The organism is Myroides phaeus, assembly GCF_900099675.1.
GTDB lineage: Bacteria > Bacteroidota > Bacteroidia > Flavobacteriales > Flavobacteriaceae > Flavobacterium > Flavobacterium phaeum.
Genome location: NZ_FNDQ01000001.1, coordinates 48512 through 73769, shown reverse-complemented (window position 1 = coordinate 73769; position 25258 = coordinate 48512). Strand labels below are relative to the sequence as shown.

17 protein-coding genes are annotated in these 25258 nt (G+C 33.8%); 8 read left to right on the top strand and 9 right to left on the bottom strand.

Annotated features, from left to right (window positions below; translation table 11 throughout):
• The first annotated feature begins 51 nt into the window (after positions 1-51).
• On the top strand, positions 52-912 hold the full coding sequence (atpG, locus tag BLT46_RS00270; protein WP_090404423.1) for an ATP synthase F1 subunit gamma: 861 nt from the start codon (positions 52-54) through the stop codon (positions 910-912).
• Positions 913-1017: 105 nt separating this feature from the next.
• Here the strand turns inward: atpG and BLT46_RS00265 are convergent, their stop codons facing one another.
• The 4 genes from BLT46_RS00265 to BLT46_RS00250 all read right to left on the bottom strand — a co-directional run bounded on the left by BLT46_RS00265 (position 1018) and on the right by BLT46_RS00250 (position 11260).
• Positions 1018-3126 carry a DUF5689 domain-containing protein gene (locus BLT46_RS00265; RefSeq protein WP_090404420.1) on the bottom strand — a complete coding sequence of 703 codons (2109 nt, stop codon included), beginning with the start codon at positions 3124-3126 and terminating at the stop codon, positions 1018-1020.
• Positions 3127-3138: 12 nt separating this feature from the next.
• The gene (locus BLT46_RS00260) at positions 3139-5976 is read right to left on the bottom strand and encodes a carboxypeptidase-like regulatory domain-containing protein (RefSeq protein WP_090404417.1); all 2838 of its coding nucleotides are present in this window, start codon (positions 5974-5976) and stop codon (positions 3139-3141) included.
• Positions 5977-6355: 379 nt separating this feature from the next.
• Positions 6356-8413 carry a DUF5689 domain-containing protein gene (locus tag BLT46_RS00255; RefSeq protein WP_090404414.1) on the bottom strand — a complete coding sequence of 686 codons (2058 nt, stop codon included), beginning with the start codon at positions 8411-8413 and terminating at the stop codon, positions 6356-6358.
• Between the two features lie 12 nt (positions 8414-8425).
• Entirely contained in the window at positions 8426-11260 is a 2835-nt protein-coding gene (locus tag BLT46_RS00250; RefSeq protein WP_090404412.1) for a carboxypeptidase-like regulatory domain-containing protein, read from the bottom strand.
• Positions 11261-11396: 136 nt separating this feature from the next.
• Between BLT46_RS00250 and BLT46_RS00245 the strand changes: the two genes are divergently transcribed.
• Positions 11397-12461 carry an endonuclease/exonuclease/phosphatase family protein gene (locus tag BLT46_RS00245; RefSeq protein ID WP_090404409.1) on the top strand — a complete coding sequence of 355 codons (1065 nt, stop codon included), beginning with the start codon at positions 11397-11399 and terminating at the stop codon, positions 12459-12461.
• Positions 12462-12520: 59 nt separating this feature from the next.
• Here the strand turns inward: BLT46_RS00245 and BLT46_RS00240 are convergent, their stop codons facing one another.
• Positions 12521-13279 (bottom strand): 5'-methylthioadenosine/adenosylhomocysteine nucleosidase, encoded by a 759-nt coding sequence (locus BLT46_RS00240; RefSeq protein WP_090404406.1) that lies wholly within the window; start codon positions 13277-13279, stop codon positions 12521-12523.
• 889 nt (positions 13280-14168) lie between these two features.
• Here BLT46_RS00240 and ricT point away from each other — a divergent pair.
• The 5 genes from ricT (at position 14169) to BLT46_RS00215 (ending at position 19891) form a co-directional block, all read left to right on the top strand.
• The gene (gene ricT / locus BLT46_RS00235) at positions 14169-15614 is read left to right on the top strand and encodes a PSP1 domain-containing protein (RefSeq protein WP_090404403.1); all 1446 of its coding nucleotides are present in this window, start codon (positions 14169-14171) and stop codon (positions 15612-15614) included.
• A complete protein-coding gene (locus tag BLT46_RS00230) occupies positions 15601-16098 on the top strand; it encodes a gliding motility lipoprotein GldH (protein WP_090404398.1) in 498 nt (165 codons plus the stop codon). Before ricT ends, BLT46_RS00230 begins: the two co-directional genes overlap by 14 nt.
• 24 nt (positions 16099-16122) lie before the next feature.
• Positions 16123-18441: a penicillin-binding protein 1A gene (locus tag BLT46_RS00225; RefSeq protein WP_090404395.1), complete on the top strand. Its 2319-nt coding sequence runs from the start codon at positions 16123-16125 to the stop codon at positions 18439-18441.
• 71 nt (positions 18442-18512) lie between these two features.
• Positions 18513-19214 (top strand): CoA transferase subunit A, encoded by a 702-nt coding sequence (locus BLT46_RS00220; RefSeq protein ID WP_090404392.1) that lies wholly within the window; start codon positions 18513-18515, stop codon positions 19212-19214.
• Between the two features lie 20 nt (positions 19215-19234).
• Positions 19235-19891, top strand: coding sequence for a CoA transferase subunit B (locus BLT46_RS00215; protein WP_090404389.1), 657 nt, complete (start codon positions 19235-19237; stop codon positions 19889-19891).
• Positions 19892-19943: 52 nt separating this feature from the next.
• Here the strand turns inward: BLT46_RS00215 and BLT46_RS00210 are convergent, their stop codons facing one another.
• The gene (locus BLT46_RS00210) at positions 19944-20786 is read right to left on the bottom strand and encodes a universal stress protein (RefSeq protein ID WP_090404386.1); all 843 of its coding nucleotides are present in this window, start codon (positions 20784-20786) and stop codon (positions 19944-19946) included.
• 111 nt (positions 20787-20897) lie between these two features.
• On the bottom strand, positions 20898-21689 hold the full coding sequence (locus tag BLT46_RS00205; RefSeq protein ID WP_090404383.1) for an NAD(P)H-binding protein: 792 nt from the start codon (positions 21687-21689) through the stop codon (positions 20898-20900).
• 97 nt (positions 21690-21786) lie between these two features.
• On the opposite strand from BLT46_RS00205, the gene BLT46_RS00200 reads away from it, so the two are divergent.
• On the top strand, positions 21787-23058 hold the full coding sequence (locus BLT46_RS00200; RefSeq protein ID WP_090404379.1) for an alkaline phosphatase family protein: 1272 nt from the start codon (positions 21787-21789) through the stop codon (positions 23056-23058).
• 63 nt (positions 23059-23121) lie between these two features.
• Here BLT46_RS00200 and BLT46_RS00195 read toward each other — a convergent pair whose 3' ends face one another.
• Positions 23122-23922 carry a porin family protein gene (locus BLT46_RS00195; protein ID WP_090404376.1) on the bottom strand — a complete coding sequence of 267 codons (801 nt, stop codon included), beginning with the start codon at positions 23920-23922 and terminating at the stop codon, positions 23122-23124.
• 25 nt (positions 23923-23947) lie between these two features.
• Entirely contained in the window at positions 23948-25126 is a 1179-nt protein-coding gene (locus tag BLT46_RS00190) for a PCMD domain-containing protein (protein ID WP_090404373.1), read from the bottom strand.
• Between the last annotated feature and the right edge of the window lie 132 nt (positions 25127-25258).

The following is a 25258-nucleotide window of genomic DNA, read 5'->3' as shown; positions in this document are numbered from 1 at the left end:
CAACAAGTAAAAGAAAGTTTTACTTGTTGGTAGTTTTATATACAATTTACAATGGCAAACCTTAAGGAAATACGTAATAGGATTTCATCAATCGGATCAACTATGCAGATTACTTCTGCAATGAAAATGGTATCTGCTGCTAAATTAAAAAAGGCAACTGATACTATCATGGCAATGCGTCCATATTCAGAAAAGTTGACTGAATTGATTCAAAATGTTAGTGCAACTTTGGAGGGTGATAATTCAGGAGTATATTCTCGAGAAAGAGATATTAAAAACGTACTTATAGTAGTTATCACATCAAATAGAGGTCTTTGTGGTGGATTTAATGCTTATGTTATTAAGCAGATTAATGCGCTTAAAAGTACTATCTATAAAGATGCTAATGTTGATATTCTGACAATTGGTAAAAAGGGTCATGATGTATTGCGTAAAACGTTCAACGTTATTGATAATAGAAGTGATTTATATGATCAATTAGATTTCGAGAACAGTTCTGTTATTGCTGAAGAAATGATGGATGCTTTTGTTCAAGAAAAATATGATTCTATTCAAATCGTATATAATCAATTTAAAAACGCGGCTACGCAAATCGTTGTTACTGAGCAGTTCTTGCCATTATTGCCAATTGAAACAAATGAAAATGTAACGTCTGATTATATTTATGAGCCTTCAAAAGAAGAGATTTTAAGTACTTTAATTCCTTTATCTTTAAAGACTCAATTATTTAAATCTGTTGCTGATTCTGTAGCTTCTGAACATGGAGCTCGTATGACAGCAATGCATAAAGCAACCGATAATGCTCAAGAATTAAGAGATGCTCTTAAACTTTCTTATAACAAAGCTCGTCAGGCTGCTATTACAAATGAAATCTTAGAAATTGTTGGTGGTGCAGAGGCATTAAACAACTAATCTAATATTATACTTATTAAAAAGGCTTCAATGAAAATTGAAGCCTTTTTTATGTGCCTGTGTATTCTAATGACTACTGTAATTAGTAAGTTGACATATGGCATTTCATTCCAGAAAGAAACTACTTATTTCAAGATCCCATTTATTAAATGGTACAGCCTTAGTTGTTCCTCCTAATCTCAGTGTTAAGACATCTTTATCTTTTGTTGTTTCTATATCAGAAATGTCTATTGAAACTTTTAACCATTGTCCTTGTGTGTCAATGTTAAAGTGATTGTAGTTATTTGTACCCTTTAGTTGCTCTATTATAATAATATTTTCTCCATCTTCCGGTGAGTATAGTTTATATAATCTTTTATCACCATTTTTCATTATTAAATCTATATTTATAGCCCTTGTTGTTGATTTACCTCGAATAAAAAAGGAGAGGCGTTGCTTGTATTTTAATTTTTGTGAGCCTTGCGTTGTGAATAAAATAGTATTGTTTTTTTCATACTCTACTTTAATGATGTGGATTGCATCAGTAGTAGTTTCTAATTGTGCTATTGACTTACTTATCCACTTTGAATTAATTGTCTTTTTTGCTTCTATTTCATTTATTAAATTCAAATAGATTTGTTCTTCAGTTACTTGGACATTGTTAGGCAAGGTTGGTAGATAATTGTCTTTATTAATCGGATCTTCAGGTTCATTAATTATTTCTTCTTCGTGTTCTTCCTCGTCTAACACTATTTCACTTATTAAAAGATCGTATGCCGCTTTAGAGCCAACTTTCAAAGCAAATAGATTACCTTTTCCGCTTTTGTTGTAATCAACATTAGTCAGATCTAAGGTGATTTTAATCCATTCGGGTGCAGCAATCATTGCAGATACGTAGTCGTTATAGCCATTGCTCTTATTAGCAGAGTTTGTTCTTGAAGTAGGTTGTAATTTTAAACTGCGGTTATAAAAGGGTTTTTCTTTACTTTTTATAACCTCGTCACTTGCAAGATTGAACACGGCATAGGTGCCATCTTCTCTATAAACATTAAAAGACAACGATTTCTCTGTGTTACCTTTTACATACATAGAAATGTTTTTAGCTTTCGTGTTTACTGTTTGATTTTCTACTATAAACACATAATCATTTGCTGTCGGTGTTCCTTTAATAGAGAGAGTTGTTTTACCCTCTTTACCTTTTCCTTGCGCTTCAGTTGCATAGCGTTGTAATCCGAGTTTGTTTGTTGTTTTAATAAAAGAAGACCAATTGTTGAAGTTTGCAATGTAATGTGGTGTATTCTGATTGACACCGTCACTATTAACACCTTCTTTTCCACCAGGAGTAGGATTTGTGGTAGGTGGTTTAATGACACTTTCAAAAGGATCTAAAGTTAGATTCATATCATTGATGGTTCGCGGATAAAATTGTAATACCCCTTGAAACTCACTTATTATTCCTGTGACACTACCGCTTTCCTTTGCAATTATTTCATCTTTTAAACCATTAGTGTATTGTCCTGTTCTGACTTGAATACTATTACCTTCGGCATCGTGCATCATACGGAGTGTATATCCTTGGCGATCATTTGTAGGCGCACTTTCATCGTAATAGGTTTCGCCAACAATAGATCGATCAAATTGTATATTATTAATACGAATTAGTTTACCAATTAACTTTTTATCCTCAAGTATTTGTGGAATAGTGACCTCATTAATAAACACATCAAAGTCTTTTTCAGTCAATGTAGTACAAGATTTATAAATAGTTGTCTTTAGTTTACCAGAGGTAATTATATCAGGGTATTTATTACCACTTGCAGCAGTGTATATTCCCCCACCAAAAGTCATCATACCATAATTGTTCTGTACATATAAACCATTTAAATCTATAAATACTTTTGATCCAACAGGGTATAAAGCATATCCCCCTTTAACATCAACTTTGATTGTCAAGGGAGTTTGTGTTTTTTCATCAACTATAATTAGCTGTTGGTAGAAGTTTCCCCCTTGATCACTGGAGATAATTATTCCAGAAGTAATTTCATCAGCTTTGTAGAACTGTACTTCTTTTCCTTCACTTATTTTGCTGTAAAGCGCATCAATTGTTTTATTAGCAACGACACTTGGTTCTGTACATTCAGTAGTGGGAGTAATAAAGTCGTCATTTTTTGCACACGCTGTTAGTATATATGCATATACCAACAAGAAGGCAGTAATCTTTAAGATTGTTTTCATAGTATTGAGAAGTTAAAAATTGTAGTATAGATTGATGAAGTATGTGCGACCGTAAGCGTGCCAATACTTGTTAGCAAATGTGTTTTGACCACTTGAAGTGTTTAGAAGTTCACGTTCATAATTTGCATTTCTCGCTTGTTCAAAGCCCCCTGTTTTATATTGGTTATCGAGTATGTTATTAACACTAGCAAAGAAACCAAGAAAGGTTCTGTTGGGCATTCTCCACGACTTTCCTCCAATCAGATTGAAGACTGTAAAGGCGGGGAGTCTCTCTTGTCTTAATCTTTCTCGTACTTGTACATCAGTTAAATTTTCGAAAGGTTGGTTTAACGTTGGATCATTAATGAAGTTGCGCGTTCTCCTTAAAGCTGATATATTAGTAAAAGTGTTATTTAGGTAGTTCATATTTGTACTAATCCACCAATAAGTTGGTGACCTATATTCAAAACCGACCGATATGGCTGTTTGTGGGCCATTTGCGACCTTGTAGTTCTTTAGATAGGTTTTGCCATAGTCAAATGTTTTTGATGCGTTATCAGAGCTTAATTTAAGATTTGGCATATTTGTGTAAAGTGACTGACCAATAGCTAAGGCAGAGTTTATTTTTATAGTTTGTGTCAGTTTATATTCTGCCCCAAACTCAATACCTATATTTCTCTTGTTTACATTGGTTAAGTATTCCGTAACAAAAGCACCACCAGTTGATGTGAGATACTCTCCATTAGCATCAGTGATTCCAATCCCATCAGCATAGTAAAAGTTAACTTGAGTACTATTTTTAATTTCATTAAGATACCCTGTCAAGCGTGCTTTTAACCTTGTATATCTTAGAATATAACTACCATCTATGCTAAAAATGTTTTCATTACTGATATCAGGTATTACTGCGTTGTTTACTCTTGCATTTGCAAATGTGTTCCTTAAAGTAGGAGCTTGGTTGTAAAAAGCAATATTAATATTTATCGCCTGTCTGCCAGAGAAGTGATAAGTAGCACCTCCTTTAAAACCAAAATTAGTAAACTCAATAAGATCGCTTTTACCCAAGGAGTTAGTTGGGTATATAGCATTTTTATATTGGCCTTCTCTTTGATAAGCATTGTAGCTTGATTTGTGAGCTATATAGAAGTTGAATTTATCATAATCAAAGAGAAATTGAGTAAAGACATCAATCACATCAGCGTAAATAGTATAGAGATAGCCAAACTTATCATTTGTAGAGATAAAACGGTTAGGATTGTTTAAGTCGCTATCTTGTTTGCTACTTGATTGGTATGAATCAATATCTTTGAACACTTCTCCTCCAAGTAGATCAATAGCCTTTTTAAAGTTTGTAGATTTTAGTCTTCGATAATTAATACCCGCATCAAAGGTTAAGTTATCAGAAAGTAAAGACTTGATATTAGAATTGAAAGAAAGAAGCTTATCCTCTTGTCGGTCTTCATATAATATAATCTTGCTAACCCCATTATTTGCTTGATTAATTGTGTACATCCAGTTCCAATCCAATTGTCCATTTTCGATGAACTGCTGTTTGACAGACTCAGCTTGGTTAAGTAATGCAATGGTTTCCATTTTAAAGTCATTATCCTCAGGAAGATTAGTAAACTCCTCAGGAGACATTAACCAATACTGTGAATCAATTCGATTGAGGTAATAGCTGGGCATATTTTTATAGTTAGTAGGGTCAGGGTTCATATTGTCTATATACCCCAGACGACTATTAGCAATGTGTCCAAACTGGTAAGCAACGGTAGAAGTTAGTGTTGTATTTGTGTTTACCTTCCAATAATGGGAGAAGAAGAAGATAGGTTCCTTTAAAGCTTTATAGCGAGCATTTCTTTTGTCGTTTCCTTGGTACCCCCAATAAGGGTTATAGTTAACTCCTTTTAGAGAGATTTGCTCATCCGTAAGAGGAGCGTTTTTTCCCCTTTTGTTCTGACCGTAGATTGCGGTGAAATTTAGGCTGTGATTTTCATTTAGCTTTTTTTCGACAGAAGAAAATAGCGAAAGAGCATCATAATTTGTTCCAGTCCAATGACCTTCTTTTGCGCCACGATAAGACGCAGAGATTACGTAAGCCCAGCCATTTTTGTTTAGCCCAGAGGAGTGAATTACAAACGGTCGCCAATTGTAATTTGTGTTTGCAACAGAACCGCCAACTTTAGTTCCACTTCTAATGTGAGAAGCACGTGTAGTGATGTTTTGAGTACCCAATATTCCACCAAAAGAGAAATCGGAAGGAGTAGAGCCCGGAGCAAAGTCTTGGTTACGGGTAGCATCATTTAAACCTCCCCAGTTTCCCCATTGTGGGCGACCATCGTAGACTTTGTTCATTATGATACCATTGATCATAGTCTTTCCTTGTTCATTATCTAATCCGCGTACTCTAAAAAAAGCAGAGCCCCAATTAAAAGCAGCAGCTTGTTGAAAAGGATCTTTAGTCGCTTGTAGCAAACCAGCTGTGTTTTCATAGCCATTAAACTCGTTTTCTATATCATTTTCAGAGAGTGATATTAACCCCATTTGTGCAATAAGGCTATAATCTTCTTCAAAGTATATAATCCCCAAATCAATATCAGTTTCTGTTGGAGCAATAGGGTATCTTTTTGTGTGATAACCCGCTGAAGAGATTAAAACAATATGAGTTTTATTAATAGCACCTTCTAAGTTAAAGTATCCATTATCATCAGTGAGCACATAGGAGTTTGAGTCGTCAATTCTTACAGTAGCTCCAAGGAAGGCATTATTGTTTTTTGAGTCAATAATTCGTCCAGAGATAGTTATTTTGTCTTGAGCAAAACTTGTTGTCGTTGCGAAGGCAAGGAGCAAATAACGTATAAGTGTATTCATAAATAAAAAGATGAAAGATTAATCTAAATGTCATAAATAAGCGTATTTACGTTATACAATTTCTTTCTATTTATTAGTTCTATAATCTTATTTTATATTATGATATTGTGGTTTTTTAGTGGCTTTAGGAACGTTTTTATTTTATTATTAAACATTTGAAGATGAAAATGTTTGTTTTTGACTCTTTATCAATGTTGCAAGAGTATTGTTTAGTAGTAGCTTAAGTTTTAAATAGCATTCAATAAGGCTATATCAGATTTTTTAAGCCTACTAAATAGTAGTTAAAGTGTTATGTGCTATGATTGATTAAATGAGAGGTATGTATATAAAAAAAGCCCGGCATATGCCGAGCTTTTTTGTTATATGTTAATCGAAGTGATTATTCGAAGAATGCACTTGAAATATAAGCATTCCAGTTACCTGATTTTCCAAATTTCACAGAGAAGAATTTTTCTCCATCCTTAGTTTGGTAATCGCCCTCAATTTTGGTTAAATCAATAGTGACTTTTACCCAATCTTTAGCATTAACTAAACCAATATAATTATTTTGTGCACTTGTTTCCGTAACAATTACATTTTTGTCAATGTTTCCAGGGTTAAAGAAAAATTCCTTTCCATCTGTGTTCATAACATTCATAGATAATGTTGCAACTGCTTCTCCTTTTATATAGAAGGAAATTTTTGATTTTCCAGCAGGAGTTTTTGAAGCATTAACCGTATAAACATAGCCGTTTTTTGAGAGATTAGTGTCAAGGAATATTGCAGTTGTATTATTAGGCCCAGCTCCTTTTTCAAATTTTCCTGTTGTTAGTTTTCCTCCTAAAAGGATCTTATCTATATCAGGACTATCAAAATTCGCTACATAAGTTGCGTTTTTTGGGAAAAAAGCTCCTTCTCCAGGGTTTTCACTACCTTCTCCCGGTTTCTCAGGGTCAGTTGGAGTTCCACCAGCTTCACCACCTTCAAAAACGATATCAGAAACAACTAAGTCATAAGCAACACTTTTTCCTACTTTGAAAGAGAAAATATCTCCTTTTCCAGTAGTATTATAGTCAACACCAGTTAAATCTAAAGTAACTTTAATCCAATTTGGAGCGTTAATAGATCCAGTAACGTAATCGTTTTGACCATTCTCTGGTTTTCCAGATTGTGTTCTTTTTGTTGCTGTTAAAGTAATATCTTTAGAGAATACTGGCTTTTCTTTATCTTCAATTTGAGCATCAGTAGCTAAGTTAAATACAGCATAACTACCATTGTTTCTATTTACATTGAAAGATAATGTTTTTGAAGACGTACCTTTAATCCACATTGTTATAGCTTTCGCCCCTTTCACTACAGATTGATTTTGTATAGTAAATACATAGTCATTTTCTTTAGGAGTTCCTTTTATCTCCATTGCTCCTTTACCATCTTTACCTTGACCAGGAGCTTCTTTAGCATAAGATTGGATACCAAATTTGTTAGTTGAAGCTACAAATTTAGTCCAGTTAGAGAAGTTAGCTACATAAGTTGGAGTATTTTGATCAACACCATCTTTGTCTTTACCTTCCATATCTCCTGGAGTTTCAGGATCAGTAGGAGTAGAACCTTCAAAAGGATCTTTTGTTAAGTTGATATCAGCAATCGTTCTTGGGTAGAATTGAATTTTATCTTGGAATACATCAAAGATACCTGTAATGCTACCACTTTCTGAAGTAATAACCCAATCTTTAAAGTCTTCAGAATATTTTCCAGTTCTAATATCAAATGAATTACCTTCACTATCAACTACCTTTCTTAAAGTATATCCTTGTGCATCAACATCTGCTGCGTCATAAAGTTTTTTACCAACTAATGCTCTGTCAAATTGAACATCTGTAAATGTTACTAATTTTCCAGCATAATCAGTTTTGGTAAGACCTTTTAAAGTTAAAACATTGTTATATGTTGTTTCAAAATCTTTAACTGGTTGACAGTATGTAGAAATATATTTTTTAACTGCAGTTCCAGGAATTGCAGCAGTATATTTGTTTTTACCACTTGAAGAAGTATAGATACCACCTCCAATATTTAAAAGACCAAAGTTATCGTGGATGTATAAACCATCCATTTTTAAGTTGATTTTTGTACCTACTGGGAATTGAGCATTACTTCCGCTAATTCCAATTGAAATAATAGCTGGTAATTGAGTAGATTCATCTACGATATGTAGTTTTTGGTGAAAGTTTCCACCTTTATCACTTGATATTACAACACCACTAATGATTAGTCCCTCTTCTTTAAGTTGAACTACATCTTTAGTCGCTTTTGAGTAGATATCAGCAATTGATGCATTCGCAGTAGCAACTGGGTCAGTACAAGAAATATTTGGTACTGAAAAGTCATCGTTTTTAGCACATCCTGTTAGGACAAGCCCAGCAAACGAAAAATATAATAATGATTTAAATATTGTTTTCATAATGTTTTCTAATTAGAAGTTGTAATACACACTTACAAAGAAGTTACGTCCAAATCCGTAGAAGTATTTATTTCCGAAAGTATTTACTCCACTACTTGTGTTTTTAATTTCTCTTTCGTAGTTAGCGTTTCTAGCTTGTTCGAAACCTCCAGTTTTGTAATGTTTGTTAAATACGTTGTTGATACTTGCATTAAGTCCAATGATATTTCTATTAGGTAATCTCCAAGATTTTCCTCCAGTAATATTAACTAATGTAAAATCATTTAATTTCTCTTGCTTTAAGATAGAGTGTAATTTCTCTTCTGTTAAATCAGCAAACGGGTGTCCAGGATTAGCAGGATCTTTAACAAAGTTATCCGTTCTTCTTAATGCAGATACGTTAGTAAAGGCATTGTCAAAGTAGTTGATATTTGCTCCAACCCACCAGAAACTTGGGTCTCTATATTCTAAACCTAATGATAATGCTGTTTGTGGACCATTACCGTATTTTACATTTTTCATATACGATTGACCGTAATCAAAAGTTTGAGCAACGTTATCTGAGTTTAGTTTAATATTTGGATTATTAGTATAGAAAGATTGACCTATAGCAGCAGCAGCAGTAGCTTTTAAAGTTTGAGTCAATTGGTATTCAGCACCAAGCTCTACCCCTAAGTTACGTTTGTTTACACCAGTCAAGATTTCAGAAACGAAAGCACCACCAGTTGAAGAAAGGTAATCTCCATTAGCATCTACAATTCCAACACCGTCTGCGTAGTAGAAGTTAATTTGTGTTCCGTTTTTAATTTCAGATAAATAACCAGAAACCTTAGCTTTTAACTTTGGAGTTCTAACGATGTAGCTTGCATCAATACTGAATACATCTTCATTCGTAAGATCTTTAGTTACTAAGTTATTAACTCTAATATTTGAATAAGTATTTCTAATAGTAGGAGCTTGGTTATAATAAGCTACGTTCATATTTAAAGCGTGACGTCCAGTAATGTGGTAAGTAGCACCCCCTTTAAAACCGAAGTTATTAAAGTCGATAGCCCCACTTTTACCATAAGAGTTGTTCATATATACAGGGTTTCTGTATAATCCCTCTCTTTCATAACGTGTATATCCAATATTTTGAGCTAAATAGAAGTCAACTTTATCAAAGTCAAAAGTAAATTGTGTAAATACATTTACTACATCAGCAAATACATTGTAGTTATATCCAAATTTATCTTTATTATAAACTCTTCTATCTTTATTGTTGTAGTCGCTATCTTGGATGTCAATTGGTTGATAAGTATCAATATCTTCATAGTATGATCCTCCTAAAAGGTCAACCATTTTCTTAAAGTTAGTTGATTTCAATCTTCTATAATTAATACCAGCATCAAAAGTAGTGTGGTCGTTTAATTGAGATTTGAAATTAGTATTGAAGTGGAAAGTTTTATCCTCTTGTCTATCTTCGTAAAGAACTATTTTACTTCTACCTCCAAAGTTTCCATTTGTTTTATAGATATTTTCCCAATCTATTTGACCATTATTTCTAAAAGCTTCTTCAGCATCGTGAGCTTGGTATAAGAAAGCATTAGTAGTATTTTGGAATTCAATATTTGTATTTTCAAAATCTGCGCTACTCATAGACCAGTATGACGGATCAATTTGGTTGTAGTAGTAACTTGGCATAAACTTATAGTAAGTAGGGTCTGGGTTTAAGTTATTTTGGTAACCTAAACGACTATTAGCAATATGACCAAATTGGTAAGCAGCAGTAGTTGTTAACGTATTTTTATCGTCAATAGTCCAATAGTGAGTTAACATAAAGATAGGCTCTTCTACGTCTTTGTAGCGCGAGTTTCTCTTATCTCCATTTTGGTAACCCCAGTAAGAGTTATATTTGTAGTCTTTTAAAGCAACTTGCTCGTCCGTTACAGGAGAGTTTTTACCTCTTTTGTTTTTAGCGTAGATAGCTGAGAAGTTCAAGCTGTGGTTATCGTTGAATTTTTTCTCAACAGCAGCAAATAAAGATAATGCGTCATAGTTAGTACCATCTACAAAACCTTCTTTAGCTCCACGATAAGTAGCAGAAACTACATAAGCCCATCCATTTCTGTCCATTCCAGATGAATAAGTAGCAAATGGTCTCCAATTATAGTTTGTATTTGAACCAGAGAATCCTGCTTTAGCTCCTTTTCTAATGTGAGAAGCTCTTGTAGTAATTGATTGTGTACCTAAAATACCACCAAAAGTGTGATCAGAAGGAGTTGAACCTGCAGAGAACACTTGGTTTCTTGTAGCATCATTCAAGCCACCCCAGTTTCCGAACTGAGGACGTCCGTCATTAATTTTGTTCATTACAACTCCATTAATCAGAGTTCTTCCATATTCATTGTCTAAGCCACGTACTTTAAAGAATGCTCCTCCCCAATTGTAAGCTGCTGCTTGTTGGAAAGGGTCTTTAGTAGCCTGCAATAAACCAGAAGATGTTTCTGATCCTGAGTTGTCATCACCTAAGTCGTTTTCAGTCAAAGTGATTAACCCCATTTGTGCTGTAGTAGCTAAATCTTCATCAAGGTAGATCGTTCCTAAATCGACATCTTGCGATCCGATTGTAACAGGTAATCTTTTCGTCAAGTAACCTACATACGTTACTACGATTTGGTGATCACCAGTTTTAACATCTTCCAGGACAAAGATTCCTTCATTGTTTGTTAAAGTAGAAATGTTAGTTGCCTCAATTCTTGCTAACACCGCGTTAATTGGTGTATTAGATTTGGCGTCAACTACTTTCCCTTTAATTTCCTGAACTCCTTGTGCGTAAGTAATAACTACTTGTAACACAAAGAACAAACTAAATAAAAGTTTCTTCATAAATTAAAAATGATTAAAGTGCTATGTTAAAAAAAAGCTAGTCGCTTATTTCTTTCACAAAGGTATGTTTTTAAAATAATATTAACTACTTTTGTTTCAAGAAATAAGCAGTACTTTACTTAAACTTAACACGGTCATGAACATCAAACTTCACAACCTATTTTTATTCCTTATTTTCTTGGGGTTAGCGGCTCAAGCACAGGAAAAAAAATACGAAATTCAAACAATCGCATTCTACAACTGCGAGAACTTATTTGACACTATTAGAGATCCAAAAATCTATGATGAAGAATGGACTCCAACAGGTGATCAAACTTGGACTTCTAAAAAATACAAGCAGAAAATCAGTAACTTAGCAAGAGTTATGTCTCAAATAGGAACTGATGAAAATACTAAAATGCCTGCAATTATCGGAGTTGCCGAAGTTGAAAATAGAGCAGTATTGGAGGACCTTGTAAGAGATCCACAAATGCTACCAGGTGATTATGGAATTGAGCATTATGATTCTCCGGATAGACGTGGTATTGATGTTGGATTATTGTATTCTAAAAAACACTTTAAACCAACAAGTTCTACAGCACATCCTTTGTATATCTATGATATGAAAAAGATCAATAGAGAGACAGGAGAATTAGGAGCGAGAATTTATACACGTGACCAATTATTAGTAAGCGGATTATTAGACGGAGAAGAGGTACACTTCATCGTTAATCACTGGCCTTCAAGAGTAGGTGGTGAAAAGAGAAGTAGCCCGTTGCGTGAAGCAGCTGCAGCTTTAAATAAACAGATTATCGATTCTTTATATAAAGTTAATCCACAAGCAAAGGTTATTACAATGGGAGATATGAATGATGGACCATATAATAACAGTATGAAAAAGGTGCTTAAAACTGAAGCGAATAAGAAAGACGTTAAGAAAGGTGGATTATTTAATCCAATGGAGAAAATGGCAAAAGACGGTTTAGGTACTTTAGCTTATAGAGATGCTTGGGATATTTTTGACCAAATGATCGTAACAGAACCTTACTTAAATGACAACTACGATTCTTGGAGTTTTTGGAAAGCAAGAATTTATAAAAAACCATTTATGGTTCAGCCTACGGGACAGTACAAAGGATATCCTTTAAGAAACACTAATGGTGTTCCTGGATTTAGTGATCACTTCCCAGTTTACATTTACTTGATTAGAGAGGCTAAGTAATAGCCATTTAAATAAATAAAAAAGGCCAGTGCTACTTTTGTAGTACTGGCCTTTTTACTTTATGCAAACATTTTATTTATGATTTCTCTACCGTAAACAAGTGATATTTTTTCGACAAAAGATTGAAAACTAAAGCTTGCTTCTTGGTTTGCATTGTCAGATATTGTTCTGATTACAATAAAAGGCACTCCAAACTCAAAACAAACTTGTGCTACTGCAGCCCCTTCCATTTCCACACACAACACTTCTGGTAATTGTTTTTGCAGATTTTCTTTCTGCTCATTCGTTGAAAAGAATTGGTCTCCACTCGCAATTGTACCCATATGTACTCTTGGTTGTTCAATACTAAACGGAGCAAGATCTTCTTTATTAACTACCTTGTGTAAATTGTCTATTGCCAGAATTGACTGCACTTGTTTTTCTGTGTTTTTAGACCACTGTTCGTCTGTATCAAAGTAAGTTTTACCTAAAAGTGGAATTTCAAACTTAGGGCGTAAAGGAGAAGCATCCATATCATATTGAACTAAATTAGTTGCAATAACAACATCTCCAACCTTTACATCAGGGTGAATTCCTCCAGCAACACCAATAAAGGCAATTTTTGAAACCCTAAATTCTAACAATAACGTTGCAACTGTTGCCGCCGCCGCTACTTTTCCTATTCTTGAATAAACAACAACGACTCTTTGTTGCCCTAATTTTCCTTCGTAATAAGTACGATTACCAATGGTGTGTACTTTACTGTCTATAAGTTGGTTGATAATACCATTTACTTCCTGAGGTATTGCACCCAATATTCCAATTGTATCCGTTGACATATACTAAATTTAGTTTTCAAATGTACAAAAAACAAAAGCAGTACAGTAAGTTAACAGCTAATATATAAGTTGGAATTAGAATATGTCATAGACAAAAAATAGATGCAGGTTTGGTAACTAATTCAAAGTAAAAGCGAATAAAGAATGTATTATCGGACTTTAATAATCGAGAATACTGTCAGGAATTGAACAATTGAAGAAATGACAAATTAGGAAATAAGTACCTTTAAAACCATTTGTCAATTTTTATATAATCATATCAAGGGAGTTTGTATATTTTATCTACTATTTATGTATAATGCTTGTATGATTTTACATAGAAAGTATACAAGCATTATACAAACACTATACATACACTATACAAGCACTCTTGATATGATTAAGAAAATATTTGTCTCGTCCTACTATAGCTGTACAGTTATAGTTGATAATCCTGTTTTGTACTGTACAGTTATTTCAAGGAAGTGCAAAGCAATTAAATTTGTTTTTTATCGTTTAGCAGTACGTTGTTGGCGAGTAAAATCACTGGTGAAGACTGTGTTTTATACCCCATAGTTTACAGAGTAATTAATTAAAGAAGTGCGATGTTGTATGCAAGGTTATCTTTTGATAAATAGTAGAATAAAACCATTAAATGGCAAAAAAGTACGTAGTAGGTAAAACTATTAATTTCGCAATCATTTTTGCATTAGGATATAGAAAAATGGATATTAAAAGAAATAGTAAATATTTGTTTTAATGAAAGTTAAGTAAATGGGAAGTGTGGTGAAAGCGGTTATCGTGTAGTAGAATAAAAAATTCTAAAAGGAACTTGTAAAAATAGTATCTTTACAGCGAGTAAAATTTAAAATAACTCTCTTTATAGAGATCAATATATAAAAAAAAATAGATGGCTTGTACAAATTGTTCAACAGGAAAAGATAGTAATGGGACCCCGAGAGGATGTCAAAATAATGGAACGTGCGGAACAGACAGCTGTAATAAATTAGCAGTATTTGATTGGTTATCCAATATGGTTTATCCTACTGGAACCGAGATTTATGATATAGTTGAAGTACGTTTTAAAAACGGACGTAAGGATTTTTATCGCTATCCAAAAGAACTTACCGTTAGCATTGGAGATATTGTAGCGACAGAGTCTTCGCCTGGACATGATATTGGAATTGTTTCATTAGCAGGAGAACTTGTAAAAGTTCAAATGAAGAAAAAGAAAGCTGATCCCAATGGTGAAATCTTAAAAATTTATAGAAAAGCAACACAAAAAGACATTGATATTTGGCAAGAAGCGAGGGCAAGAGAAGAGAAAGTAAAAGTGCGCGCTCGTGAAATGGCAATTGCTTTAAACTTAGAGATGAAAATCTCAGATGTTGAGTTTCAAGGAGATGCTTCAAAAGCAACTTTTTACTATACAGCAAGTGAGCGTGTAGACTTTAGACAGTTAATTAAGGATTTCGCTCGCGAGTTTAGTATTCGTATCGAGATGAAACAAGTAGGATTCAGACAAGAAGCAGCTCGTTTAGGAGGAGTAGGATCTTGTGGTAGAGAATTGTGTTGTTCAACTTGGTTAACAGATTTTAGAAGTGTTAATACATCTGCAGCTCGTTACCAACAGTTATCATTAAATCCGCAAAAGCTTGCAGGACAATGTGGTAAGTTAAAATGTTGTTTGAATTTTGAGTTAGATACGTATTTGGAAGCATTGAAAGATATGCCAGATTCAGATACTAAATTAATGACTGTAAAAGGATTAGCAATTTGTCAGAAAATAGATATTTTTAAAGGGCAGATGTGGTTTGCTTATATCAATAACTCTGCAAACTGGTATGTGTTAGATACAAGTCATGTAAAGGAAATTTTAGCTTTAAATAAACGCGATGAAAAAGGGTTAGAGTTAGAAAGCTATATGAGTGAGATTGAGGTTGAAACAACTGATTTTGAAGTTGCAGCAGAACACGATAGTGTAACTCGTTTTGATCAACCAAAAAGAAAGAAGAGACCAACGCGTAATAAAAAACCAAAAGGACAAGAGGAAGGAAGAGGACCTAAAAAAGAGAATGCTGTTGAGCAAAAGGAAAGACCTGTTAGAACTAATGACAAAGAGGGAAGAGGTCCAAAACCGCAACGTCCTCGTGTAAAAAACAAAACAGAACGTCCAAATACGAATACAAATAAGGAGAGGGTTAAAGAAGGTAATAATCAGCCAATTGCAAAAGAATCAACTGGTTCAAATAATGCAAATAAGGAAGTGAAAACGCCAAGAGTTAACCGCCCTAATAGAAATAAAAAACCAAGAAATAACAATCCGTCAAGTAATAATTCAAATGCTGAAAATTAGTAATTATTTATTGCTATTGAGTGTTTTATGTCTGACTATGGTATCTTGTCAACAAAACCCTAATGTTGTTTTTGATCAATATCAAGGAACAGAAGGTCGTTGGACAAAAGAAGATGTAAAAGCATTCGTTTATGAAGTAAAAGATACAGTTCAAGACTATGATCTGTATATGAATCTTCGCGCTAATAAGGATTATCCATTTAGCAATATTTTTGTGATATTAAAAACATATCAGCCTAATAATGATATTGTAGTAGATACACTTCAGTTTCAAATGGCTAAGCCAGATGGCACGTTATTAGGAACTGGATTTGCGGATATAAAAGAAAGCAAACTGTGGTTGAAAGAAGGGTATAAATTTCCTGAGTCTGGAAATTATAAGTTTACATTAGAGCAAGTTGTTAGAGAACTTGGTCAAATAGAAGGCGTAGATGCCTTAGACGGGATTTCAGAAGTTGGATTCCGAATTGAAAAAAGCGAATAAAAAGGAAGAAGTTAGTCATACTTTATGAGTACAAAACAACAAAACACAAAAGAAAAAAAGCAAGCTACCAGCTATAAAGGGTATGTAAAAGCTTTTTGGTTACTATTTTTAGGTGGTATTGCCGCGGTAGTTTTCTTTTTCTTATGTGCATCTTGGGGGGTTTTTGGCCCAATGCCAACCTTTGATGACTTAGAAAATCCAGCAAGTAATGTTGCTACAGAAGTAATTTCTTCTGATGGAAAAACGATTGGTAAGTTCTATTTAGAAAACCGAGTACCAGTTAAATATGAAGATTTACCAGATTATTTAGTTAATGCATTGATTTCAACTGAAGATGAGCGATTTAGAACGCATTCAGGTATTGATGCAAGAGGTACGTTACGTGCAGTTACTTCAGTAGGAAGTAGTGGAGGAGCCAGTACAATAACACAGCAGTTAGCCAAGTTATTGTTTCACGGAGAAGGATCTCGTAGCCTACCTAAGCGTATTATGCAAAAGGGTAAGGAATGGGTTATCGCTATCCAATTAGAAAGACAGTATACGAAAGAGGAGATCTTAACGATGTATTTAAACAAAGCAGATTTTGTTAATAATGCAGTTGGAATACGTTCGGCAACGCGTGTTTATTTAGGAAAAGAGCCTAAAGATTTATCAATAGATGAAGCAGCTATGTTTGTAGGGATGTTGCAAAACCCTGCTTATTTCAATCCTGTTCGAAGACCAGAATTAGTACAAAAACGTAGAAATGTTGTACTTCATCAAATGGCCAGAAATGGCTTTATTACACAAGAAGAGAGTGCTACTTTACAAGAGAAACCATTAGCTTTAAACTTTACACCAGAAAGTCATAAAGCAGGTTTAGCAACTTATTTCCGTGAATATCTTCGTGATTATATGCGTCGTTGGGTAAAAGAGAACCCTAAGAAAGACGGGAAAACGTATGATATTTATAGAGATGGTTTAAAAATTTATGTTTCTATTGACTCACGTATGCAAAAATATGCTGAGCAAGCTGTCGAAGCACATATTTCAAACTTGCAAGAGGAGTTCTTTATTGATCAAAAGAACAATAAAATGGCTCCATTCTATAAGATTAATCAATCAGAGTACGATGGTATCATCAGACGTGCAATGAAGTCTTCAGAGAGATGGAGACAGATGGCGGCACAGGGTAAATCTGAAAAAGAGATACTAAGTTCATTTGAAGTAAAAACAAAAATGCGCGTATTCTCTTGGAAGGGTGAAAGAGATACTGTTATGACGCCTCGTGATTCAATTTTATATTACAAGCATTTCTTACAAGCGGGTATGATGGCAATGGAACCTCAAACAGGACATATCAAAGCTTGGGTTGGAGGTATTAACTATAAGCACTTCCAATATGACCACGTAGGTCAAGGAGCAAGACAAGTAGGTTCTGTATTTAAACCGTTTGTATATGCTACAGCAATAGAACAACTGCACTATTCGCCTTGTGACTCTATTATTGACTCACCTTTTACAATGCCTAAAGGACGTCATGGAATTAGCAAGGATTGGAGTCCACAAAACTCTAATCGTTCGTATAGAGGAATTATGACGTTGAAACAAGCACTTGCTGGATCTGTAAATACAGTTACAGCTAAGTTGATGGATAAAGTAGGTCCAAAAGCGGTTATTGATATGACAAGAGATTTAGGAGTTTCTGCGGATATTCCACAAAGTCCTGCAATTGCTTTAGGAGCCGTTGATATTACAGTAAGTGATATGGTTGCGGCTTATAGTACTTTTGCTAATCAAGGTGTTTATATTAAGCCTACATTTATTACGCGTATTGAAGATAAAAACGGTGTTATTTTGTTTAATGCTATTCCGGAAACAAGAGATGTCTTAAGTAAAGATGTTGCCTATGCAATTATCAAATTACTGGAAGGAGTAACAGAATCTGGATCAGGTGTACGTTTGCGTACAACTTGGCAAGGAGCAGGATACAAACGAGTAACTGGTCACCCATATAAGTTTACGAACCCTATTGCTGGTAAAACTGGAACGAGTCAGAATAACAGTGATGGATGGTTTATCGGTATGGTTCCTGATTTAGCGACAGGAGTTTGGGTTGGAAATGACGATAGAGCGGCTCACTTTAGAACAATGACCTACGGACAAGGAGCTACATTAGCTTTACCAATCTGGGGTATCTTTATGAATAAGTGTTATGCTGATAAAACATTACACGTTTCGAAAGAAGGATTTAAAGTACCAGAAAACTTGTCAATTCGAGTTGATTGTACAAAAGTAGTTCAACCAGAGACTGATGATCAAGTTGAAGGAGGAGAAACATCCACTGATGAATTTGATTTTTAATATAGAAAAACGCCTTTTTTTAAAGGCGTTTTTTTTTGTATTTTAGGTGCCTATTCTAAAACCAAGAAACTATGATTAATAAAAAAGTAGCAAACGTTCAAGAGGCGTTAGCAGATATAAAAGATGATATGACCATCATGCTTGGTGGTTTTGGACTTTGTGGGATACCAGAGAATTCTATTGCTGAATTAGTCAGAAAAAATGTTACTGGTTTAACGTGTATTTCTAACAATGCAGGAGTGGATAATTTTGGATTAGGGCTATTGTTACAAAAACATCAGATTAAGAAAATGATTTCTTCTTATGTAGGAGAAAATGCAGAGTTTGAAAGACAAATGCTATCAGGGGAGTTAGATGTAGAATTAACTCCACAAGGAACATTAGCTGAAAAGTGTAGAGCAGCACAAATGGGTATTCCAGCATTTTATACACCAGCAGGGTTTGGAACGGAGGTTGCAGAAGGAAAAGAAGTTCGTGATTTTAATGGAAAACCACATATATTAGAACACGCATTTGAGGCAGATTTTGCAATAGTAAAAGCGTGGAAAGGTGATGAAGCAGGTAACTTAATATTTAAAGGGACAGCAAGAAATTTTAATGCTTGTATGGCAGGTGCAGGAAAAATTACAGTAGCAGAAGTTGAAGAGCTTGTGCCAGCTGGAGAGTTGGATCCTAATGAGATTCACGTTCCTGGAATTTTTGTTAAGCGTATTTTTCAAGGAGAGAAATACGAGAAGAGAATTGAACAACGTACAGTTCGCACAAAAAATTAATTCACCTTTAAATTAGTATTATGTTAGATAAAGTAGGTATCGCAAAGCGCATAGCAAAAGAGTTACAAGATGGTTTTTATGTAAACTTAGGAATTGGTATTCCAACATTAGTAGCTAATTATGTTCCAGAAGGAATGAATGTTGAGTTTCAAAGTGAGAATGGTATTTTAGGAATGGGACCTTTTCCTTTTGAAGGAGAAGAAGATGCAGATTTAATCAATGCCGGAAAACAAACGATTACAAGCTTAGCAGGAGCATCTTTTTTTGACTCAGCTACAAGTTTTGGTATGATTAGAGGAAAGCACGTAGACTTGACTATATTAGGTGCTATGGAGGTTTCTGAGCAAGGAGATATTGCCAATTGGAAGATTCCAGGTAAAATGGTGAAGGGAATGGGAGGAGCAATGGATTTAGTTGCTTCAGCAGAGAATATCATCGTAGCAATGATGCACGTAAACAAGAAAGGGGAGTCAAAGATTCTTAAAGAATGTAGCTTACCCTTAACAGGAGTAAAATGTGTGAAGAAAATAGTAACTGAATTAGCCGTTCTTGAAGTAACATCAGAAGGGATTAAATTGTTAGAACGCGCTCCAGGTGTGACAGTTGAAGATATTATTAAAGCAACAGAAGTAAAATTAATTATTGAAGGAGATGTGCCTGAGATGGTATTGGACTAATTCAAGAGTTACAATTAGATAAAAATAAAAAAGGGAGCATCAGCTCCCTTTTTTATTTCTTTTTCGCTTTATAAGCAAAGAAAGGCACCTTTAAATGTTTAGCAAGGTGTTGTGTTATGCTTTTTGAGAGAACTCGCTCTAAAAAGCTTTTATTTTGCTTTACAGTAGCTACCATATCTACTTTTTCACTTGTAATAAAATCAAATAGTACCTTTTCAATCTTATCTGTATTAAAAAGGTGGAAGGAAACAGGTTCATTTTTGTACTTTTCTTTCCATTTGTTGTAAACCGCATCACAAGCAGGCTTCTTCTTCGTACTTACGTAAACACATTTTACCTTTGCATTTAGCTTGTTTGCTGCTTCAATTAAGTCCTCTAATGTTTCTTCTTCCTCTTCTTCTAAACGAGTTGTAAAAACAATGTTTTCAATGTTTTTAAATTCTGCTTCTTTAGGAATACTCAGCACAGGAATATCAACTTTAGAGATTGTATTCACCGTATTTGAACCTAATATTTTTTTGTGAAAACTTGCATTAATTCCATCCGTTCCCATTACAATAAAATCAATATTGTTTTCAAGAATAGCATTTTGAATTTCAGGAATTAGCAGTCCTTCTTTCACTTTAAAGAACACCTCTACGTGTTCTAAATTAAGCTCTTTTCTTAGGGCAATTAACGTAGGACTATTGGCGTGAAGTTGTTCAAGTTTCTCAAAGTCATTTTTTTTAATAACATTATCCACAAGATGCGGACTAATACCACCTGAAATTACAGGAGGGTCATAAACGTGTAATACATATAATTCAGCATTGCTATAATCCGCTAATTGTAAAGCATATTTAAAAGCGTTATTTGCTGTTTCTGAATAATCAGTTGGGAATAATATCTTCTTCATAATGAATAGCTTTCATACTTCTTACAAGATACTGAAAAATAGGCGTTAAATTAATGTAAAACACAACAAAAGAGTCTTTGCTAATTTCAGAATCAAAAGAAGAGATGTGATTTAGTATTTATAATCTATGTTGGTAAACTCACTTATTTTTTGGCCGGATATTTTACGGCGAGTATCCCAATTATTTTCACCAAAAGGAGGAAGAGTAATATTGTGTTTTTCAGCTTCTTTTAAGTAATAATCTTTTCTGCTTTCGTAATTAGGAGATACGATGTTGTAAATGCAATTCGAGTTAAATCCCTTTTCTATAATTGCCATTGAAAAAGCTAATATATCATCAAGGTGAATCATATTAATTGGCAAGTCAGGATTGTCTAAAAATTCTCTTTTAGCAATGTAGTTTACAGGTTTTCTGTCTGCACTGAATAAACCACCTAATCTTAAGATACAAGCATTGATACTTGGATCACAAAGTAAAACACTTTCTGCGTCTCTAATTTGTTTAGCAGTAGGCTCATTAGAGTAAGAATTATATAACTCCGTAATAACTTCATTAGAAGGAGCATAAATAGAAACAGAACTCATCATAATTACTTGTTTGATGTTGTGTTTTTTAATGTACGGAACTAACTTTTTGAAGTTATCAGCATAAGAAGGTTCCGTTTCTTCTCTAATAGGCGGTATGGTAATGATTAATAAATCAGACCCTTTAAGAAAGTAATCTATATATTCTAAGTTATTGTGGTAAATATCAATATGATATGGTTTAATATTTAAGTCTTCTAACATATTCATTTTAGAAAGACTTGTAGTAGACCCTTTAATCACGTAGTCTCTTTTAAGTAATTGCTCGGCTAATGGTGTTCCTAACCAACCACATCCAAGAATGCTTATTTGTTTCATAATAAAGGCTATTGTTTTAAAATAGTTATAAAAATAAGCAATTACTTTGTATGGATAAATTTATCTATAGATATTTGATTACGAAATACAAAACAACATGAAAAAATTACTTTTATCCTTAGTCTTGTTTTCATTTGTAGGAGGGGTTTTCTCAACAGCAAATGCACAAGAAACAGAAAAACAAATTGTTACAGAAAATCGTAAGAATGATCCAAAGCAATTTGATAAGCCTTATGTAATCTTAATTTCCATTGATGGCTTTAGATATGATTATATTGAAAAATTTAATAGTAAGTTTTTAAAGAAATTGGGAGAAGAAGGAGTTAGAGCGGAGTCAATGCAACCATCTTATCCGTCAGTTACTTTTCCAAATCATTATACAATTGCTACTGGTTTGTATCCAGCGCACCATGGTTTAGTAGGGAATAATATTTTTGATCCAAAGATTGAAGAGCGTTATTCGCTAAGAAACTATAAAGCAGTTCACAATCCAGCTTGGTACGGAGGTACTCCATTATGGGTTTTAGCAGAACAACAAGGGATGATGAGTGCTTGTTATTATTGGCCAGGTTCAGAGGCTCCAATTAAAGATACATATCCTTCCTATTATTACGGTTATTCGGAGAAGTTTGAAATGGACACCCGTATTGCAGAAGTAGTAAAATGGTTGAGTTTACCAGAAGAAAAACGACCACACTTCATTACTTTCTATTTACCAGAAGTAGATCACGCTGGGCATACGTACGGTCCGGATGCAAAAGAAACAGAAGAAGCAGTACAATATGCAGATCGATCAATTGAGAAATTAGTTGCAGAGGTTAGTAAAACAGGTTTACCTGTGAACTTTGTTGTTGTTTCTGATCACGGAATGCTTGCGTTAGATCAAGAAACGCTATTGCAGTTTCCAATGAAAGTAGAGAAAGATGAGCTTACTTTAGTTAGTAATGGAACTTATATGAGTGTTTTTGTAAACAATAAGAAAGACATCAATAAATGGTATAAAAAAATTCAGAAAGCGGCTGATAGTAAGTTGATGAAAGTATTTAAGAAAGCAGACTTACCAAAAGAGTTTAATTTTGGAGGAGACAATGATCGTTTTGGTAGAGTAGGAGATATTGTTATTACAGCAGAACCACCTTATTACTTTACAAATAGAAAGTTAGCTGGAAGTCATGGTTTTGATCCAAATACAGTTAAAGAGATGCATGCTATTTTTATTGCTTCAGGACCTCAAATTAAAAAAGGAGAGAAGATTGCAACATTTGAAAATGTAGATGTATATCCATTAATAGCTAAGATTCTTGGATTAGAAATCACAGAAGAGATAGATGGTACTACTAAGGTAGCAGATCAAGTATTAGTGAAATAAGAAACAGTAAAACATAAAAAAGGCTTGCAATTGCAAGCCTTTTTCATTGGTTATATTTTGGTGTTAGAATTTATATCCAAAACCTAAGTTTAAGTAAATGTTGTGCATTGAGAAAGAGATTGCCTCAAAGTCTTTATCAAGTACACCATTGAAACCATAAGTCATATCGGCAAATAGTTTAAAATGATTATTCATTTTCCATTCACCACCAACTTGTGTTCCCCATTGGAATTTATTTATTTCTTTAGAAAAGTCATAAGGAGCTCTTGCATCTCCTTCAAAGTTAATTGCTTCACCGGTAGGTGTGTCTTTTCTGAATTGACCATCAGAAACATATCCATCAAAGTTTTTATCAATTAATCCTGATAAGTATATACCTCCGTAAACATTCCATTTTTGGTTTATTTTATAAACAGCAGACACGGGGAAAGTAACATAAGTATTTTTAACGTGAGTGTAAACACGTCCATTGTAGTAACCTGTTAATTCGGTATTGTCTTGTTCAATACGAGTTAAGTAATCTTTTACTCTTGCTCTTGTTTTCATTCCTTTACCTTCAAAACGAACTCCAACACGTACACCCCATTTTTGGTCTTCTGTAATCCATTTAGTAGCATTAGCTTCTAAACCTAATTGAAGGGTTGGGTTGTAGCTATCAAGTGTTCTAATTTCTCTTGGTAATCCTAAAGGACTTGCTCCTCCAATACTAAATTGAGCACGAACTTGGTAGTCCATATTATCTTTGAAGAAGTTGACAAAAGCATTTGTATTTTCAGTAGTTAATTCAACTGTTTTTTCTTCAGCTGTTTGCGCAAAACCAACTGAAGAAATAAGTGCGAAAATTGCTATATAAATATATTTCATTATAAAAGTTTGTTAGGATTTAGAATTAGTTGTCTTCAAGAATTAATTCTACTTCATCAATATAAAGTGTACTACCAATAGCACCTCTAAAATCACCACCTTGAATGCTTGACGTAAATACAATGGCAATCATATATTCTTTCGTTGAATCGAAGGTTTTTCCTTCAAGAAGTTTAAAAGGAGCTTCAAAAGCAGTCCAAGTATCAGTTTCAGAGTATAAGTTTGAATCTACTCTTGCAACCATTACCATTTTATCACTTTTGAAATTATGATCGCCTGCTAAGAAGTTATTTTTTTCTGTTTTTTCAAAAAGAATAGCATAACCATCCCAAGTATCTTTATCTAAGTCTTTTAAAGCAAATTCGTTTTTATTACCAAAGAAATCACCTGCTTTGTATTTATAATAACCTTTTATAGCAGCAGGTTTTTGTTTTGTATTATAAGGAATACCAAATTTTGGTGATTTTGCAGGAGAGAATATTTCTAATTTAAAACTACCAGCAAAGATATTTCCAGCAGCAATACCAGGCATTTTTAAGAACCCAGACATACTATGATCTAAACCAGTTAATATAGTTTGTAATAATACGCCACTTTTTTTGTAACCATCCAAAGTAACAGTTGTAGGGTATCCACTTGGGTTAGTTAGTTTTAAAGTACTTGCAGGCATTATTGAAAAACCAGAGTTACCGCTTGCCCAAATAGGGTTTAGCTTTCCATCAGTACCAGGTAAATATTCTAAGAATTCTGTGTAGACGTCATATTTGAATACACCATCAGGACTATAAGGTAAGTTATCTTTATTGTTTGCTAAACGATAGTTGTCCATTGAAAAGTAAGTAGGGAAATCACTTCTAATAAAAGAAACAGTATATGTTTTTTCCCATTGCCCACTTTCAGAAGTTACAGTGTATGTTACGGCTTCTTTAGAAAAATCATGTATAGAACCATTTGCAGGGACGATAGTAGCACCAGGAGTAAGTGTGAACTTAGGAGCAAAAGTCATATTATCATTGTTTTGTTTTAATCTGAATACAACAGATTCGTTTTCAATGATAGGGTCAGTTAGCAAAAATTCTTTTTGATTTTCAAAAGTAGCAGCTAAAATATCAGCTCTTTGATCAGCTGCTTCCTCTTTAATACAAGAAGTTAGCATAATTCCTATTAGTGTTAATAGGGAAAAAATTAAGTAGTTTTTTCTCATGGGTTTTTATTATGTTAGTTTTTGTTTTATAAAAAAATTATTCTCTACTCAAATTTGTATAGAGAAATAAAGTTCGCAAAGGTACGGCTTTTAAAATGATAGGCAGTTTTCGTAAAAAGATATGTATTATTA